General features: G+C 48.1%; 15 protein-coding genes. All 15 read left to right on the top strand.

Annotated elements, in window-relative coordinates:
* The 15 genes from RHEIN_RS12670 (at position 1) to RHEIN_RS12740 (ending at position 18,377) form a co-directional block, all read left to right on the top strand.
* Positions 1 to 1,074, top strand: coding sequence for a beta-ketoacyl synthase (locus tag RHEIN_RS12670; RefSeq protein ID WP_008899368.1), 1,074 nt, complete (start codon positions 1 to 3; stop codon positions 1,072 to 1,074).
* Positions 1,071 to 2,339 carry a beta-ketoacyl-[acyl-carrier-protein] synthase family protein gene (locus RHEIN_RS12675; protein WP_008899369.1) on the top strand — a complete coding sequence of 423 codons (1,269 nt, stop codon included), beginning with the start codon at positions 1,071 to 1,073 and terminating at the stop codon, positions 2,337 to 2,339. The genes RHEIN_RS12670 and RHEIN_RS12675 overlap by 4 nt, the downstream gene beginning before the upstream one ends.
* Positions 2,336 to 3,334 (top strand): hypothetical protein, encoded by a 999-nt coding sequence (locus tag RHEIN_RS12680; protein WP_008899370.1) that lies wholly within the window; start codon positions 2,336 to 2,338, stop codon positions 3,332 to 3,334. The genes RHEIN_RS12675 and RHEIN_RS12680 overlap by 4 nt, the downstream gene beginning before the upstream one ends.
* 1 nt (position 3,335) lies before the next feature.
* On the top strand, positions 3,336 to 6,173 hold the full coding sequence (locus tag RHEIN_RS12685) for an aminotransferase class III-fold pyridoxal phosphate-dependent enzyme (RefSeq protein ID WP_008899371.1): 2,838 nt from the start codon (positions 3,336 to 3,338) through the stop codon (positions 6,171 to 6,173).
* Between the two features lie 11 nt (positions 6,174 to 6,184).
* Positions 6,185 to 6,922, top strand: a complete 738-nt coding sequence (locus RHEIN_RS12690; protein ID WP_008899372.1) for an SDR family NAD(P)-dependent oxidoreductase — start codon at positions 6,185 to 6,187, stop codon at positions 6,920 to 6,922.
* Complete coding sequence (locus RHEIN_RS12695) at positions 6,919 to 7,683, top strand: SDR family NAD(P)-dependent oxidoreductase (protein WP_008899373.1); 765 nt, start codon at positions 6,919 to 6,921, stop codon at positions 7,681 to 7,683. Before RHEIN_RS12690 ends, RHEIN_RS12695 begins: the two co-directional genes overlap by 4 nt.
* Entirely contained in the window at positions 7,671 to 8,873 is a 1,203-nt protein-coding gene (locus RHEIN_RS12700; protein ID WP_008899374.1) for a DUF1302 family protein, read from the top strand. Before RHEIN_RS12695 ends, RHEIN_RS12700 begins: the two co-directional genes overlap by 13 nt.
* Before the next feature lie 13 nt (positions 8,874 to 8,886).
* On the top strand, positions 8,887 to 9,705 hold the full coding sequence (locus tag RHEIN_RS12705; RefSeq protein ID WP_008899375.1) for an outer membrane lipoprotein-sorting protein: 819 nt from the start codon (positions 8,887 to 8,889) through the stop codon (positions 9,703 to 9,705).
* Positions 9,706 to 9,723: 18 nt separating this feature from the next.
* Entirely contained in the window at positions 9,724 to 12,339 is a 2,616-nt protein-coding gene (locus tag RHEIN_RS12710; protein WP_008899376.1) for an efflux RND transporter permease subunit, read from the top strand.
* On the top strand, positions 12,339 to 12,863 hold the full coding sequence (locus tag RHEIN_RS12715; RefSeq protein WP_008899377.1) for a nuclear transport factor 2 family protein: 525 nt from the start codon (positions 12,339 to 12,341) through the stop codon (positions 12,861 to 12,863). The genes RHEIN_RS12710 and RHEIN_RS12715 overlap by 1 nt, the downstream gene beginning before the upstream one ends.
* The gene (locus RHEIN_RS12720; RefSeq protein ID WP_008899378.1) at positions 12,860 to 13,732 is read left to right on the top strand and encodes an NAD(P)H-binding protein; all 873 of its coding nucleotides are present in this window, start codon (positions 12,860 to 12,862) and stop codon (positions 13,730 to 13,732) included. Before RHEIN_RS12715 ends, RHEIN_RS12720 begins: the two co-directional genes overlap by 4 nt.
* Positions 13,732 to 14,478, top strand: coding sequence for a 4'-phosphopantetheinyl transferase family protein (locus RHEIN_RS20455; protein ID WP_008899379.1), 747 nt, complete (start codon positions 13,732 to 13,734; stop codon positions 14,476 to 14,478). Before RHEIN_RS12720 ends, RHEIN_RS20455 begins: the two co-directional genes overlap by 1 nt.
* Positions 14,479 to 15,197: 719 nt before the next feature.
* Positions 15,198 to 15,581, top strand: coding sequence for a photoactive yellow protein (gene pyp / locus RHEIN_RS12730; protein ID WP_008899380.1), 384 nt, complete (start codon positions 15,198 to 15,200; stop codon positions 15,579 to 15,581).
* 82 nt (positions 15,582 to 15,663) lie between these two features.
* A complete protein-coding gene (locus RHEIN_RS12735; protein ID WP_008899381.1) occupies positions 15,664 to 16,797 on the top strand; it encodes an AMP-binding protein in 1,134 nt (377 codons plus the stop codon).
* 20 nt (positions 16,798 to 16,817) lie between these two features.
* A complete protein-coding gene (locus RHEIN_RS12740; protein ID WP_008899382.1) occupies positions 16,818 to 18,377 on the top strand; it encodes an HAL/PAL/TAL family ammonia-lyase in 1,560 nt (519 codons plus the stop codon).
* The last annotated feature ends 140 nt before the right edge of the window (positions 18,378 to 18,517 follow it).

Genomic DNA, 18,517 nt, shown 5'->3' on the forward strand with positions numbered 1-18,517 from the left:
GTGCTCCAACCTATTTACCTGCATCGCGGGCTTACTTTACTGCCTGGTCAGGCAGACTTGCGCCAGCTTCTGTCTGGCGCAACGCAGCTGGTCAGCACTGCTGTACCGGCGGGCAGTGCCTTGGATCTTGAGTGTCATGGCAGCTATCTTGGTGATGTTGATATGTCCGATCTGGCGCCCGACCGTAGTGTCAAAAAAACCACCGAGCGCCAGTCCCGCTGGTTGATTAATACAGCCGTCAGAACCAAAGACGCACTGACGCCCTTGTTTTCTGGTGCTGAAACCAAAGGGCTGTATATCGGGCTTGGTACTGTCGATTGTGATGAAGCGGATGAGCAAGCGTTTTTAGCCAGCTGTACCACTCAGGATCTCAGTGACCACAAGCTGACACACAATAATCCGATGGTCGGACTTATCCTGCTGAATACAACAGCCACCAGCCACATCTCACAAATGTGTCAAATCACCGGCCAGAATTGCTGCTTTTCACATTTGCAGGATGGTGGTGCCAATGCCGCTATAGAGGCTTCTTATGATCTGGCTGAACAGCGCATTGAGCTTGCGTTAGTTGGGGGGGGCGCTCACAAAATCACCCCTTGGTACCTGTTAGCCAATGAGACGTACTGGCGAAGTTTTAGCAAACTCTGGTTAACAGAGGCAGCTGCTTTTTTTGTCATGAGCCATCAGCCTTCGGCTAACAGACTGCTCGCGCGCTACCGCGGCAGACGGGGAAGTGGAGGCGACTGGACTGCGCTGATCCGTCAGCTTGCTCTGCATTTGACTGAATGGCCAAAGCACCGGCTTATGCAGATCATTATTTCTGGTGGTATGCCGGATCAGCAACAAATCAAGTTGCAACTGCAGAACGTGGCAGGTGCAGCCGAACTGATTTTTATCGAAGACGGCTGTGGTTTTATCGGTGCCGCCAGTTGTGCCGCTGCCGTCAATCTGGCGTTAGAGCTGCTGCAAGACAATGTCGCTGGGCCTGATGCAGAAGGGCTTGACGCAGTGCTGGTGTTAACGCTGGGACCCAGTCAGCAATTCAGTTATTTACTGACAGGAAAACAGCCATGAAGCAAAAAGTGGTCATCACAGGTCTTGGGGTAGTTAGCCCTTATGGGGTAGGAGTTACACCTTTTTGGTCGGCAGTTAAAAAAGGACAAGGGGCCATCAGCAACTGGCAACCTGAAGGGGTGTCGAATTACCCGGTACGTTATGCTGCTGCTATTGCTATAGATCCATTGCAACAGCAATTCCCTGGTTATTTTCCGGCAGATTACAGTGTAGAAAGACGCAGTATTTTTGGTCTTATTGCGGCTGAAAATGCTGTAGCTGACGCAGGGCTCACCAAGCAGAATTCAGCCCGTTGGGGCGTCAGCGTTTGTAGTGGTGTCCCTGAAGCTGATGATCAGACTCTGGCTGCTCTTGTCAGTGTCAACAGCCCACAAGCTGCTCTCGTCTTGTTACAACAGCGCCATCAACTGGTAAATAAAATGGGTGGTTTCCGTTGTGGTAATGACTTGTTGGCAACAGCAATTGCAAGTCAGTACGAACTTGAAGGACCTGTACTCAATATCAGTGGAGCTTGTGCTGGTGCGACTCAAGCTATTGGCCTCGCTTACAAAGCGATACAACGTGGTGAAGCCGATCTGATGCTGGCCGGTGGCGGCGACTCTGTTCTGAATATAAGAACCAATAGTGCGTTGGTATCACTGGGGGCCTGCAGTACAAGTCAGCGTTTTGGCAACAACTTATGCCGTCCTTTTGATCAGGACCGCTCCGGATTGGTCGCAGGCGAAGGTGCCGCCATGCTGGTACTTGAAAGTGAACAACACGCTAAAGCCCGTGGCGCAACTATTTACGCAGAACTGGTTGGTTATGGTAGTTCGCTTGACGCCTACAAAGTAACAGCCCCTCATCCTGAAGGCACTGGCGCAGTTGCAGCAATGCAGGCTGCTATTGCTGATGCAGGACTAGAGCCCTATCAGATTGGGCATATTAATGCACACGGAACTTCCACCCCGTTAAATGATGTTGTTGAGAGCAAAGCAATTGAACAGGTGTTTGGCGCAGCAGCTTCTGATCTGTTGGTCAGCGCTACCAAGTCTGTGATTGGTCACTGGATTGCAGCCGCAGGCGCACCGGAGGCTATAGCTACTATTCTGGCGCTGAGAGAAAAATGTGTCCCGCCAACTATTAACTTGTGCAATGCAGATCCTGACTGCCGGCTTCGTTATGCAAGGACGTTGACTGAGAATTTCCCCCATCAGTTTGCCTTATCCAATTCTTTTGGTTTTGGCGGTATTAACGCATCGCTCATATTTGGAGTTTACCCGTGAATTCTGCATTTCCATTGGCCATTACAGGCTATAGCGGATTGTTCCCTTCTGCTGCCTTTACCGGGCAATTTGGTGGGCTTTGTCTGACCGGAGCCGACGAGCACAGGGTCAGTCGCAAACTGAAACGATATATGTCAGATGCCACACCTGCCGCGATACAAGCTGCGGAACTTGCTCTTGAACAGGCTGATTTGGATCAGGCTTCGCGTAGCAAACTTGGCCTTTATGTGGCGCAATATGGTTATTTGCATCCGCATTTGAAAGACTTTATTGCCACTTTCAGTCATACAAAGCCCGGCACTGCAGCTCAGGCTTTTGTTGACGCCTGGCACTCGTCCCGCGTCAGCCCTTTTGTTGTCACTCAGATGCTCAATAACAACCTGCTTGGTTTGCTCAGTTTGCATCTGCAACAAACTGCGGATTGTGCCGCGTTGGTTCGCGACGAACTTGCTGCAGCGACAGCACTTGAAGAGGCTGCATTTAACTTGCAGCAGCTGTATTGCAAGCAGGCTTTAGTGGTTTGCGCCGGAGCTCAACAAGACTTAATGGCGATGCAAAGATTGTCAGTTGGTGAGGCGTTGTCTTTGGCCGCTCCCCCTGTGGCTGCAATTGCCTGTGTATTACAGCCTTTGTCTTCTCTGTCATCCGGGCAAAGTGTTCAGGGTGTTATTCAGCAACTTTGTGGCAGTTTCAGCTTGCCGGATTTACTAACAGAGCTGCGCCAGATGGTATCCGTGGTTCAAACCACAGATTTGTTGTTGCTTGACGTGATATCTGCCGCCGATGCCGGACTAGTGCAGCAAGAGCTTGGTTGGCCTGATAGTCAACTGATTGCACTGCGTCAGTGGCGGGATCAAATGGGTTGCCCCGGCCTGCTAAGCGCAGTCTTTTGTGGTTTAAATCAACTAAAAAGCACGTCTTATCAAAGATTTATTGCAATTTCTGTCGGAAGCGAAGGCTACTGCAGTGCTGTAATAGTCGTAAAGGATTATTGAAATGAACGAATACCAACACTTTTGTAAGCCCTCGCTACATGCTGCTTTGCAGGCCATGGGACTCAACTACGTTTACCACAGGGCTGCTACCACATATTTGTATTATTGGGATGAACAGACCAGTGAAGAAAAAGCAGTACTGGATTTGCTGGGAGGCTATGGAGCTGTGTTGCTACAGCACCATCATCCCGAGCTTGTGCGTACTGCTGTGGCTGCTTTTCATGAAGGTTGTCCGGTGCATAGCCAGTTTTCGGTGCGCACAGCGCCAGCCAGACTTGCGGCAAGACTGAATGAGATCCTGCGTCAGGAAGCAGCTTCCAACGAGGATTTCCTGTTTTCATTTTGTTCAACCGGGGCCGAAGCTGTTGAAATTGCAGTGAAACACGCTGAACTCGCGCGCAGTACAGAGGTAAACAAACAACTTACGGAAATAAACTTCAGGCTCAGTGAATTAAAAAGGTTGCAGCGACAACTGACGATCCCAACCGAATTCAGTCAGGTTTTAAATGTCGCAACAAACAGTAATGCATCTGATCTCGCCAATGCTATTGAGCACTACAACCAACAGGTTTTGCAGCGTAAACCCTGTTTTATCGCGTTAAAAAACAGTTTTCACGGCAAATTAAGTGGTTCAGTGCAACTGACCCACGGCAGCGGTTACAGCGGACCTTACCGGCACCTGGGGCTGGATGTACGGTTCTGTGACGCTGATGAGATCCTGGCATTCGCTCGTGATTTTCCTGCATCATCTATTATTGCAGTGAAGCAACTGGGTGATCAGTTTTCGTTGTATTGGCAGCCTGTCCGGGTTGTCAGTGCTATTTTTGCTGAACCAGTGCAGGGCGAAGGTGGTATCCGCTGCCTGACGTCAGCTCAGAGCGAGCAGCTCAAACAAGCCAGTCAGTTATTAAGATGTCCGCTGGTTGCAGATGAAATTCAAAGTGGCTCTGGCCGCTGCGGCAGTTTTCTTGCCGGCAGTCAGATAGGTTTACAGCCTGATTATGTCATCCTGTCTAAGGCATTGGGCGGTGGACTGGTCAAAATTGGTCTGGTTGCTATTAAAAGCTCTGCTTATGTGCAAGGTTACGATCTGGTACAAAGTTCCACTTTTGGCGAAGATGAACATTCTGCGACTGTGGCTCTGCATTATCTTGAGCTGTTGTATCAGAATGAAGGCGCTGCATTTACTCAAATCAACCAGCTTGGCGAATTGTTACTGCAACGACTGAAAGATTTGCAAACTTTATACCCAGATGTGATCAGCGAGGTGCGGGGCAGGGGATTTCTACTGGGTGTAGAGCTTACCTCGCAGCACAACGCCAGTTCAATGATGTTCCGCACAATGTCCTATCAGGATTCATTGGGTTATATGGCCGCTGGCTTCCTACTGAACCAGCATGCATTGCGGGTCGCCCCCTCAGCCAGTGCCCCCAATGTGATCAGAATGGAACCCAATCTTTGTCTGACACCACAGCATATTGAAAGCGTTTATCAGGCTTTTGCTGATTTGTGTCAAACCCTGCGTTATCAGGATTCTTATTATTTCCTGCGGTTTTTAACCCGCAACCTGAAAGTCCGAAGCAACCGCAGCCAGCTGCAGGATTTTCGTCAGCAAGCGCCAGTTGAACCAGCACTACCGCCGGCTGCCGTGCGTGTCGCCTTTATTAATCATCTGATTTCCGCCGACTGGCTGGCGCAGATTGACCCTTCTATGCAGCACGTACCGGTTGAGGAAGCCGATCTGTTGCTGAACCGGCTGGATTTTGATTGGCGGGTTGCCCCTTTGCCCGCGCAACGTTTTGTCTCTGCGACAGGTGTTGAGCTGGATTTTGTGATGTATCCGCTTGGCCTGACATCAAACCGTATTGCCCGGATGCTGGCTGATAACGATTTAGGCAGATTGCGGGACGCCATCGACGAACGTATTCAGACGGCACAGCAAGACGGTTGTCAGGTTGCGGGTCTTGGTATGTTTACTTCAGTGGTCACCAACAACGCCAAATCAGTGCGCGCGACCAACATCGCACTGACGACAGGTAATTCTCTGACTGTCGCGATGTCGGTCGCAGCAGTATTACAAGCAATGGCGGAGCAGCCGCAGCAGCTATGGCGTGCTGCAGTGATAGGGGCCGCCGGTAATATTGGCAGTATTTATGCCACTGCACTAAGCACCCATTGCCGACAGTTGTTGCTGATTGGCAGCGGTCGCGCCGGCTCTGACAAACGGCTGCACCAAAGTGTCTGTCAGATTTATCAACACTGCTGGCAGCAACTGTTGGACGCTGTGCCCGTTACAGGTATTTGTCAGCAGTTATTGCAACACCCAACTATTGCCCAGTGGCTGGCCCAACCGGAACTGGCCCCAGCGCAGGCCGGACAAGCGATTTTCGAACTGATGGCAGATGAGGCAAATGCTCCGTTGTTGCTGTCTGATGACATCCGGCTGGTGCAGGGTTATGAAGTTGTGGTCTGTGCCACCAACGCTGCTGACGCATTTTTACCTGTAGAGCTGTTGCGCCATGGCGCAGTGATCTGTGATGTATCTGTACCACACAATCTGGATGAGCAGGCGCTGGCTGGCCGGCCAGATTTGGTTTGCATCCGGGGGGGCATTGTCGCAACACCTCATGGCGAAAGCCTGCCAGAAAACGTGCGGGCTTACCTGCAACCAGGACAGATTTACGCTTGTATGGCGGAAACCATAGTGCTTGGCATGGAAAATCATTTCCATCACTACTCCTACGGCGATCTGGATATCCGGAATGTTGCAGAAATTCATCGTTTGGCCGCGCACCATGGTTTTGGTCTGGCGCAGGCCAAAACCAGTCAGTCCATGTAGGAGCATCAAGCATGAATGAATTATATGCGTTGGTGACAGGTGCAACCCGTGGCATTGGCCGCACTTTGGCACTGAAACTGGCAGAGGCCGGCTACCACATTGCATTTTGTTATCGTCGTCAGTCAGACGCTGATGCGTTGTCTGCTGCTCTTAGCACTACAGGCTGCAAAGTGTTGGCAATTGAAGCGGATTTGTCCTCGCCTGAAGCTATTGAACAGTTGTTCAACACTTACAACGAACATTTTCCACAGCTCGATCTACTGGTTAATAATGCCGGTATTACAGCGGATTCGTTGCTTGCCGTGATGGATGAACAGCAACTGACCTCTGTGATAGAGCTGAATCTATTGGCACCGATCCGCTGCTGTAAAGCAGCGTTGCAACTGATGCTACCTCGTCGTACGGGTAACATTATCAACATCTCCTCGGTGAGCGCACAGAAACCTAATCCTGGACAAACCACTTATGCTGCAAGTAAAGGTGGGCTTGAAGCATTCAGCCGTGCTTTGGCAGTTGAAGTGGCGAAAAAACGCATTAGGGTCAATTGTGTCGCGCCTGGCGTGATTGAAACCGATATGGTGCAGGAATTATTAGCCAGTCAGGGCGAACAGCTGAAAAAACGTATCCTCAGCAACAGATTCGGCCAACCTGAGGATATCGCCAGAGCGGTTTTGTATCTGGCCGATCCTGACAATCATTATGTGACGGGTGAAGTTCTGGCTGTCAACGGAGGTCTGTTGTTGTCATGAGCAGTCAACCTTTTACTGTGGTTATTACAGGCGCAGCCAGTGGCATCGGCGCGGCTATCAGTCAGCAGTTGATGGCAGTGCCTGGCAAGAATCTTATTCTGCTTGACCGGCAGGCTGACACTTTGGCCGAACTGGCTGCAACAGCGCCTCCGGGTGTTGTTGTTGAGACACTCGCTATTGACCTCACCAATACAGAGCAACTGACCAGCGGATTATCACCACTGCTGGCCGACAACAGTATCCACGAACTGGTGATCAGTCACGGCATCGCCGACGAAAATCAGCTGGACCAGTGCGAAATCTGGGACAAGGTGCTGCTGACCAATCTGACGTCGGTGCAGCGGTTGCTTGCTGTGCTGGAACCCCGGCTGGCCGATGGTGCCAGTGTTGTTATTGTGTCTTCCATCCTTGGTCTGATTGGCAAAAAAGCCAACTCTGCCTATTGCGCCAGTAAACACGGTTTACTCGGTTTGGTGAAAGCTACTGCACTGGATTTGGCTTCAAGGCGCATCAGAGTGAATGCAGTGTTACCCAGTTGGGTAGACACACCTATGTTAAGGCGGGAAGTGCGCCGACAAGCTGACCTGACGGGTATTGCGGAAGCAGATATGTTACGCCGCATTAAAAAGCGGATCCCTTTACGGTCAATGGTGGAGGCTAACGATGTCGCGCATGCGATCCAGTTTCTGCTATCAGCCCAAAGCCGGATGATTACAGCTCAGTCTCTTGTCATAGACGGAGGTGACGGATGCGGATTGTAATGGCTACGGCGTTAGCTTTGCTGCCGGGGCTGGCCGCAGGCGAGACTTATTGGCAGCCAACTCTGGAAGTCAATTATGGTCAGAATCTGGTGAAAGACTACAGCACTCGTCAGGAAGCTGTAGTCGGAATTGACTTCGAGCACCGGCAGGATGCTTATTTGCTGAAGTTTGACAGCCGTCTCAGCTATGACTTTGTCTACAGTGGCGAAGGCAGATACAGCCCGGCCGACCGGACTGAATATCAGCGACGTTTGTTATTGGATGATGTGTATGTTGCCTGGCAGAACAATGATGTGGATTTTCGTCTGGGCTGGCAAAAAGTCGCCTGGGGTGAAGCCGACGAACTGAGGCTGGTTGATGTGGTTAACCCGGTGAACTACCGGGACTTTATTCTGATTGATCTGGACGAACAGCGTCAGGCGTTGCCGATGGCAAAACTGGAAACAGCCTTGACAGAGCAGGTCAGCCTTGAGTTGTTGGCTATTGCCGGGTACCAGTCCAATACTCTGGTTCCAGATGGCGGAGAACTGGCGTTTGCTTCGGCGTTACCCGTCAGTATCAGTGACAATAACAAGCTGGAGTTTGGTTTAAAACTCAGTAGTTACCTCTGGGATGGTGATGCCGGATTTTATGCCTTTTCCGGCTACAACGATGATCCGGTCATGCTTGCATCTGAGCCGCAGGCAGAGTTTGCCTATCTGCTGCACCGTTATCTGATGCTCGGAGCCAGTTACAGCAAACCCTATGATTCATTGCTGTTCAGAACTGAACTGGCCAGGACTGCCAACCTGGCGGTGCCCCATCTGACAACAGACTATGCCCTGATTGATAAATGGCAAGCGTTGTTAGGTGTGGATTATCGCCATATTGACTGGACTTTCACTTTCCAACTGGCCGGGCAATATCTGCACAACCATCAGTCAGAATTAATGGTGCCGCAGTTTGAACCTACTTACACCTTGTCGGCAGAACGTGACTTTCTTAGTGGCAATCTGATTTTTAAGTCTGCGATTTCAACTATCCCCACGAATGGTGGCGGCGTTCTGTCGCAAATTAAATCGACGTTTAAATACTCAGAGTCGCTGCACATGAAATTGAATCTGGATTTTATGTCAGGCAGCTCTCGTAATTCCATTGGCCAGTTTTCGGATCGTGACAGAGCAATGTTGTCTGTCGTTTTTTATTTATAGGGAGAGCAATTGTATGAAAAAAACATTATTAGCAGGGTTCCTGATTTCATCATTCATGGCGTCCGCAGCTGATGCGGACTCTGTGTTGGCAAAAGTAAGAGATCGGTATGACGGTCAGGATTATATTTCTGACATGACGTTAACGACCAAAACAAAAGGAGGAGGCAGTAGCGAAAAATCGATGTATATGTTGCAAAAAGATATTGGCGACGAAGAGTTTTTATTTATTTCTGTTCAAGCACCTTCAGATGTCAGAAACGTTGGCTTTTTAGTGAAAGTATTTAAAGAAACAAAACAAATTGAAGATGAACAATGGATGTATTTGCCAGCGTTTCGAAAAGTAAGGCGTATTTCTGCTAAAGATAAGCGCGGCGCTTTTATGGGCAGTGAGTTTTCTTATTTTGATTTGGACAAATTACGGGTTGCAGATTTTAAATCAACCATAGTTGGCTCTGAAACTATTGATGGACGTGATACCTGGAAGATAGAACGAACGCCAGTTAATCAGGATGTCATAAACAAAGCAGGTTATTACAAAGTAGTTATTTATGTAGATAAAGAGCGGGATATTGTACTGCAGCAAGATTACGTCGATGCAAAAGGAATTGTTTTTAAAAAGCAGCAGTCTCTAAAGGTAGAACTTGTGCAGGATATATGGACTATTGTGGAGTCGAAAATGGTGAATTTCACGGAAGAAAAGGAGTCCCATATTAAATACAATAAGACTGTTTATAATGTTGGTCTGTCTGATGGGTTATTTAATATCATGAGTATTAAGCGCGGTGTAGATAAATCTGATGTGGTTCAATTAACCATGAATCATTCTAACTAAGACAACAGGCAAAATAAAATGATTGAAAAATATTTACAGTTAGTTTTCAGATTCGCATGGGCTATTCTTATTGGCCTGGCGGCACTTACATTCTACTTCTTTAATGCGATGGTGGGATTAACCGAAGACAACAACCCCTATTTTCTACCCGCAGAACACCCGGTTCGAAGTGTCATCTATGATATGCGACGCGACTTTACTGGCACATACGACTCTATTCTGGTTGCTGTTCACCACAAAGAATCTGTGTTCAATAAAACTACGCTGAACGCGATCTTTGAACTGACAGAACAATCGAAGGCCATCAATTTTGTTGATGGATCTGACATTGAACGGTTAACAGCCATTCGCGACAGCTATCCCCAGCTGAGCAAAGCGCTTGATCAGATTTTACAGGATGGCTTGACTCAGGCCGATGGGCCGCTATTGCGCCAGCTTTGGCAACAGAGCACTGATCTGCCTGCGGCTGACAGGAAATCTTTGTTGGTTATAGCGGAACGGGCTGACCCGGTAAGGGAAATGGCGGGTATGGCAGCTACCGAAAACGTGTTTACCGACGCATCAGGTACTTTGTATGCACAAAAAACCCTGAATCAATACGATGCCGATCCGGACGTTATCCGTAAAGCCATTATGAACAACGAACTGATGGAAGATGGTTTTATTGATAAAGAAGGCAAAGTCGCTTTATTAGTGGTTGAGTTGAGTCTGCTTGAAGATGATGCATACGGCCAGATCAGAGCTTATGAAGCCTTTCAGAAGATGGTATCTGAGTATCAGGACGCCCACCCTGAATTTACTGACGAAGTTTATATCGGCGGTGTTCCTGTGTTTTTTGCTGCACAAAAGCAAGTGATTGACCATGACTTTGCCACTTTGTTGCCCCTGGTTTTGCTCATTATTGCCGTGGTTCTTGCCGTGTTTTTCCGCACTATTCTTGGGGTGCTTTTACCTATGCTGAACGTGGTGTTATGCACCATTTGGACCTTAGGCATGATGGCCATCCTGCAGATGCCACTGGATGTGATCACGGCAATACTGCCCGTGTTTCTGATCACTATTTGTTCGTCTGATGCCATTCACGTCATGGCTGAATACTACCATCAGCGCAAGGTGGTTGGCGCACGGGTAGAAGCAATGCGACGCGCGATGCTGATGATGATTTCACCTGTTATTCTGACCACAGTGACGACTTGTGCGACTTTTACAGTGTCGACTTCAACCGCCATTGAGAGTCTGCAGAATTTCGGCATTCTGATTTCGTTTGGCATGTTTGCAGCCCTGATCATTTCACTGCTGTTATTACCGGCAGCTATTGCATTGTTTAAGGGCAAAACTCCGGCCATGGCCGCAGCCCCCTCTGCACAAGACGATCTTCAGGTTGCTCGTCGTTACCTGGTCAGCAGAGTACTGACTGCTATGTTACGGCCAGTAACAAGGCACCGGAACGCTTTTAACTGGATTTTTATTCTGATGATGGCTTCTTTTGCTTATCTGGCTACTCATGTGCGGATTGATGATATGGGCAGTGGTTATTTTGCTAAAACCAGTGATTTCCGGATCTCAGATGACTTTATCAATCAGCATATTGCCGGCACCAGTCCTGGCTGGATAGAAATTGATAGCGGCGCTGAAAATAAAGCGATGTCGCTGGAGATGCTGACCTTTGTCGACGCGCTGGAGACTTTTATTCATCAGCAGGAAAACGTAACGTTCAGCTACTCGGCTGCCCGCTATGTACGCCGTATCAATTACACCATGAACGACTTTGACGAGCAGTACAATCGCTTGCCAGTTGCTGTTGAAAAGTTCACTGAAACGGATCCGCAAACAGGGCAGACTATTGTCACTGAAGTGTCAGGTGAAGACATTGTTCGTCAGGCCGTGTTGATGTACGAAAATGGGGGTGGTACGGATATTACCAACGTATACAGCACTGATTTTCGCAAAACGATGCTGCTCTATACTTTGGGCACCACAGTTGCCAGCGATTACAACTTGTTCCTCGACAAGTTAAACCCCTGGCTTGCAGAAAACACACCAGAAGGTTATTCGGTAAAGCTCGCTGGTACCCCTGTGATCTGGAGCACTGTACTTGACGCATTAATTACCAGTCAGACATTAAGTTTGTTATTGGCCTTTGCCACTGTATTGCTGGTGATGTCATTGTGGTTGCGGTCTTTCCGGCTTGGACTGGCAGGTACTCTGCCTCTGCTGGCGACGGTCGTAGTGTATTTTGCTCTGATGGGCAGCTTTAATATTGAGTTAAACATAGGTACCGCTATTACGTCCTTTCTTGTGCTCGGTATAGTCGACTATTCAGTGCATTTTATTGTACGGATCAAAGCTGAAATGCAACGCGGTCTGGATATTCCTCAGGCAGTAGAAATGGCAACTCTGATCTCAGGTCGGGCTATTCTGGTGAATATTCTGGTATTTACCCTCGGTTTTGTAGCCTTGTTGTTCTCTGAGTTTAAACCTCTGGTAGACCTCGGAATGCTGGTTGGTTTGTCGTTGTTTGTCAGTGGAATGATGTCTCTTTTTGTTGTCACTCTATACGCCCCCTGGTTTTTTGCCGATGTCAAAACAGCTCAGGGTGTTGAAGAAACTCCACAATTACAGGTGGCTCAATAGTGAATATAAAGCAGCTAGGCCTGTTGTTGCTGCTGTGCTGGTTAAGTGGCTGTAGCCACTTAACCAGCCGTACCGCGGCGACTCCCCAGGAGTCTTTACCATTACCCCAGATGTTGGGCCAAATCAGTGCGCAGGATATAGGTCAATTTGCAGGTTATTATCATCCGGACGCTTTATTTTCCGATCCGGATGTTAGCTTGCAGGGTCGTAGCCATATTCAAGATCATTTTGCAGCTTTACTGACACAGATCCAGGTGGATAACACCCGAATTATCAGCAGTATTCGGCAGGGATCAGAACTGGTGGTGCTTTGGGAATCAGATATTCGTTTTCTGGCACAACCAGCCCAGCAGGTTCATTACCAGTTGGTGTCGGTACTGAGTTTGGATCCACAAGGACTGATAGTGCGGCGGCAGGATTATTTTGACGGTTTAACGCCATTTCGGCAGCACCCGGCTTTTAGTCGCAGGGTTGACAGCTTATGGCTTGATTATTTACAGCCGACACCACAGGAGCAACAATGATTTTAGTGACAGGAGCAACAGGGACAACGGGCTCTGCAGTTGTGAGGCAGTTAAACAAAGTGGGGATCAGACCCCGGATCATGGTACGTGATCCGCAAAAGGCGCAAAGATATTTACCCGATGCTTTGGTGGAACTGGTTCAGGGTGATTATGCCGATGCAGCCAGCGTGAAGGCTGCTTTAACAGGGATCAGCGCTGCTTATCTGGTCAGTAATGAAGATCCGCAATTTGAGGTGCAACTGGACCAATTTATCCGGATTGCTGAACAGGTAGGGCTGAATAAGCTGGTGGTGTTGTCTGCGCTGGCTGACCCACAATCTGACATCAGTTTTGTCCGGTTACATGGTCAATACGAACAGCGTATTTGCCAGTCAGCACTAAATTTTAGCATTATCTACCCTGACTGGTTTATGCAAAACTTTCTTGGGCACATTCAGGCAGGGCAGTGGGTGTTTCCGGGCGGGCCAGGCCTGGTCAGTTTTATTGATGTCAGAGATGTGGCAGCCTTTGCTGCCAAACTGCTGCAAGATCCGACTGGATATCATCAAAGCTGTATGCGGATCACCGGACCACAGGCCATGACATTTGCACAGGCCGCTGACAAGATCAACACTATGCTTGCTGGCAGTCAGTGCAGGCCTTTTCGCTTTATTCAGCCGACAGCGGATGAATATCGCAGCATGATGCTGCAGCGGGGGGCTTCAGCCAGTTCGCTGGAGATGTTTATTGGTATGACAAGCCTGAGCCGCAACGGAGTAAATTACCCTCCAACACCAGTGTTCGCCGACGTGATGGGTTATCAACCTTGCAGTTTTGAACAGTTCATTCAACAACATATGGATTATATCAGGCACTGGTTAAAATCTTGATGGTAGTCCCTCCTTCTTTTGCCAACAGCAGCCATCATCTGCTGCTGTTGGACACCAAACCACTGAAACTGGTGATTTGTCGTTATCAGTTCATCAGCGAAGGTGGGCAGCTTGCTGCTTTTTTATCCAGCGGATTGGAGTTGCCTGAAGCGTTAAAACAAAGGTCATTGATGCGTCAGTGTCAGTATCTGGCAGGCCGCCATTGTGCTCGTATGGCTATTAACCAACTGGCACCTTCAACCATTCCTGTTACAGTTAGTTCGGGCGCCAATGGCCAGCCGCTGTGGCCTGCTGGTTTTTTCGGTAGCATTAGTCATTGCGCGCAGCTGGCAATAGCTGTCGTTTGCCTTACACCAGTGGCTATAGGTATTGATACCGAAACACTGATGAGCCCTGACAGGGCTGAAAAAATCTGGCCCGCCATAATGACCAGTGCTGAACTGCATTTATTAACCTCAGCCTGCCGCGACATGGTCATAGCCGTCACTCTGTGCTTTTCTGCTAAAGAAGCAGTATTTAAAGCTTTGTCAGAGCGAATGGCACACCAACTGGACCTGCTCAGTATCCGGATCATTGCACATGCTCCGGACAGTGCTGAATTAACCGTTGTGCCGAAAATGGGCGCGTATCATTCGGAGTGGCCTGCTGAACTAAGAGTATGTTATTGGCATGATCAGGAACAGTTGCAAGTGCTTTGTGTGGCCACGCCACCGCAAGATAAACTATCAGCTAACTGCCAGACGTAGACCAGCTTTCATAAATGACGCACACAGCAATACCTGGCCTTGAGGTGAGATTAGCTCAGGTTTATGTCGCTATCTGAAGCTAAATAAAGCCTTTTGCTTTTGTGTAAAGTTATTGACCTTGTAGGTTACGGTTTTTTTCCTTGTGGGTTGTTGATAAAAAAACTCAAAGCAAAACATTGTTTGTTTGAATAGTTATTTGAGCTGTTTTATTGCTTCTGTTTTTCTGGATTTTGTCTGCGGCTTTGTGACGGCGAAGCCTGATGATGTTGTGAGGCTCCGGAGTTATTGTCTTTTCCAAACGCAGGTTCTGGCCCTGCCTTATCAGCCGTGCATTTTTTTGTCATCCCTGTCTTTTGCATAAGTCAGCAAAGGTTGCTTTAAGCAAATTGCAACCAGTCAGTCCGTCTCAGCGTTGATAAAAAATTGTCCTTTTTATTTGTACAACATCCATCCTGATTCAAATAAGTCCTGCCATTGGCACCGTTGTTGTGCAAACGAGAAAGCAAGGGGCGCGAAATACCTTGCTGTGTCCGGTGATCGATATTCTATGTGTTACGTATTCGTCAAAGGGTTTAAGATCAATGTGGGCAAGATAAACTTGTTTGTGAGGTACAGGTTTTACTGGTACCTTGGCAAGAGACATAGGTCATTTTGCCGTTTTCATATGCTCTTCATAATTTTTTACGCCGATTTAGGCACAGGTAGCTGAGGAAATAACTATGACGTTGGAAACAGTAAGATTTGGCGGCGACGATATCGAAAACTCGCTGGCAAAAATGGATGATAAAGCTCTTGATAAACTGGCATTTGGTGCTATTCAGCTCGACGGTAATGGCAAAATCATTCATTACAACGCTGCAGAAGGAACGATCACAGGTCGTGATCCTAAAACCGTTATTGGTAAAAACTTTTTCACTGATGTAGCACCTTGTACCCAGAGTAAAGAGTTCCAGGGACGTTTTAAGGAGGGAGTTCAAAAAGGCGACCTGAACACTATGTTTGAATATGTGTTCGATTATCAGATGAAGCCGACCAAAGTGAAAGTGCATATGAAAAAGGCGATGACAGGCGATAGCTTTTGGATTTTTGTAAAACGCTTATAATCTGTAGTTTTGGTCCCTTCAAGTGCTGGCCTATGCCAGCATTTTTATTCGAATTCACCAAGTGAAGGTTAAGGATGTTGACATGCCACAGCAACTGACGGTGTCAGATTGCAAACTAGTGCTGCAATCATTATTGAGTGCTGAGTTAAGTGCGTACAGGGGAATAGCTATTCCTTACTGGCAAGAGCCAGCTGATATTGACTCGCTGGAACTTTTACATCTGGCCAGTTGCGTCAACGAATTTTTCTGTTTACACGAGACTGGCTCAGAAGATCGTTTATTAATGACAAAGAGCCTGGATGACTGGGCAGCTCTGGTCGCCAATGCGACATGCGAAACCTCGGGGCTTATGTTCAGAACCTCGGGAAGTACAGGGAACCCGACTTCGCATCATCATAAATGGGAACATATAAAAGCCGAAGTGGATTCATTGGCTCTCGTTTTGCTTTCATCCAAGCCCATAAAGCGGGTGGTCAGTTGGTTACCATTACATCATTTGTATGGGTTTATGCTGGGAATGGCGTTCCCTGCTATGGCAACTACTCCACAGTTGGTTGTGACTGATGCTGTGCTGCCAAAACTATCAAGCGGCGATTTATTAGTCACAGTGCCACCACGTTGGGATTATTTAGCAAGGTCACGCCGGGCATGGGAGCCTGCTGTTTATGGAGTCTGTTCTACAGGTGAACTATCAGAGGACACAGGCTCAAGTTTGCGAAGCCAGGGATTATCAGGTCTGTTAGATATTTATGGCAGTACCGAAACTGGTGGTATAGCCGCACGTTGGTTGCCGGAAACCTCGTACCAATTATTAAAGCATTGGCAACCTGGCTGCGATGCTCAGCATATTCAACGTGAGAATGATGGGGCTGAGCTGCCGCTGCTGGACAATGTAGAGTGGGACAACGAACGTCACTTCGTACTCAAAGGCCGCCTTGATGAGGTGACCTCCATAGGTGGCGTCAATGTCAGTGTCACCTATGTAGGGCAGAAGTTGCGTGCCTTGGAAAGTGTTGCTGACTGCACAGTTCGGGTAGCTAAACAAGGAGCTCAGCTTCGTTTAAAAGCCTTTGTGATCCCCAGAACCAGTGAAGATGAGACTGCAACAGAGATAAACAATGCTATTAAACTTTGGCCCGCGGCCGAGCGTCCTGTTCAAATCACTTATGGTGCTGCTTTACCCATGAATGAGATGGGTAAGCTCACCGACTGGTAAAATCCTGAAGGAAACTTTTTATGCGCTCTGAGCAGCTAACGCTTGAAGATGTTGAAGCCATCGCGCTTGGACGCCAAACTTTAGTGGTGACCGAAAAACAAATGCATGCTGTAGAAAACGCGCATAAATTCCTCTGCCGTGCTATTTCGGACAGAAAACGAATTTATGGTGTGACTACGGGTTATGGTCCTTTAGCGACCACAGAGGTAGACCCAAGACAATCAGCTCTTTTACAGCAAAATTTAGTTCACCACTTGTGCAGCGGTGTGGGGGATCCTCTTACTCATCCTCAGGTTCGTGCCATGATGGTTGCTCGTTTAATAAGTTTATTGTCAGGGCACTCAGGTGCCAATCCTTTGCTGATTAAACGAATGCAAGAGTGGCTGGATGCAGATATAGTTCCTTTTATTCCATGTCGAGGTACAGTGGGAGCAAGCGGAGATTTAACCCCGCTGGCACATTTGGCAAGAGCCCTGAGTGGAGGGGGAAAAGTAAGCATAAAAGGTGGACTCTGGATAGAAAGTAGGGATGCACATCAGCAACTGGGTTGGCAGCCACTGGTATTAAAAGGAAAAGATGCTATCTCCCTTGTGAATGGAACTTCAGCAACTGTGGGCATAGCAGCATTAAACGCAACAGCTGCAGAGCGGGCGTTAAAACTTAGTACTTTACTGGTTCTGTTATACGCAGAGTTACTCAATGGGCACAGAGAAGCATTTCACCCTGCTATTGGACAGTTACGGCCTCATCCAGGTCAACAAAAGCTACACAGTTGGTTATGGAGTTTGTCAGCCAGCAGTGATGCTTTAGTCCCATGGTGTGCAGAGTCCAGGAACCTTAATCTGATGGGAGAAGATATCCAGCAAAACCAACCGCTGTTGCAAGATGCGTATACCTTACGTTGCGCTCCACAGGCACTGGGGGCTGCTCTTGATGTGATTAGCCAGCATGCGACAACAGTAAAGATTGAACTGAGTGCTGTGACTGACAATCCGCTGCTGTTTGCTGAAGATGAGCTTATTTTGCATGGGGGCAATTTTTTTGGTCAGCATTTAGCTTTTGCCAGCGATCATTTAAACAATGCACTGATCCAAATGGCGCTATACAGCGAACGCCGTATCGCAAGGATCACTGATCCTTTAAGAAATAAAGGGCTTCCGGCGTTTATGCAGCCTCTTGATACAGGTTTGCATAGTGGTTTTATGGGAGCGCAAGTCTGTGCTACGTCACTGGTCGCTGAGCTGCGCAGTCAAGCGATGCCAGCCTCAATTCAATCCATCCCAACCAACGCTGATAATCAGGATATAGTGCCCCTTGGTACTATTGCCGCCAGAAGAGCAAGTACCAGTTTGACTCAGCTTTATCAAATATTGGCCATTGAAGCCCTGGTGTTGGTGCAAGGGGCTGAGCTAAAAAATACCCATTCGTTTAGCCATTCGTCACAAGTAGTGTGTGCATGGTTAAGGCAGTATGCATTGCCACTCAAAGAGGACCGCGCTTTGTCAGAGGATATAACCAGAGTCGCAGAGGCCCTTATTGATCCAGACAAGGTGAAGTCGTTGATTGAGCTTTTAGCCTGATTTTATCCAAATTTGAAACTCTATGTCTGAAGCTCTGCCCTGGAGTTACATCTGTTTTATATAGTTCTGAATTTAAGAGTAAAAAATGGTTTGATACATAAGCTTGATACCGCTAAGAAAACAAACACAGGGTGAAAAAT

The sequence above is a fragment of the Rheinheimera sp. A13L genome, assembly GCF_000217935.1.
Taxonomy (GTDB): Bacteria; Pseudomonadota; Gammaproteobacteria; order Enterobacterales; family Alteromonadaceae; genus Pararheinheimera.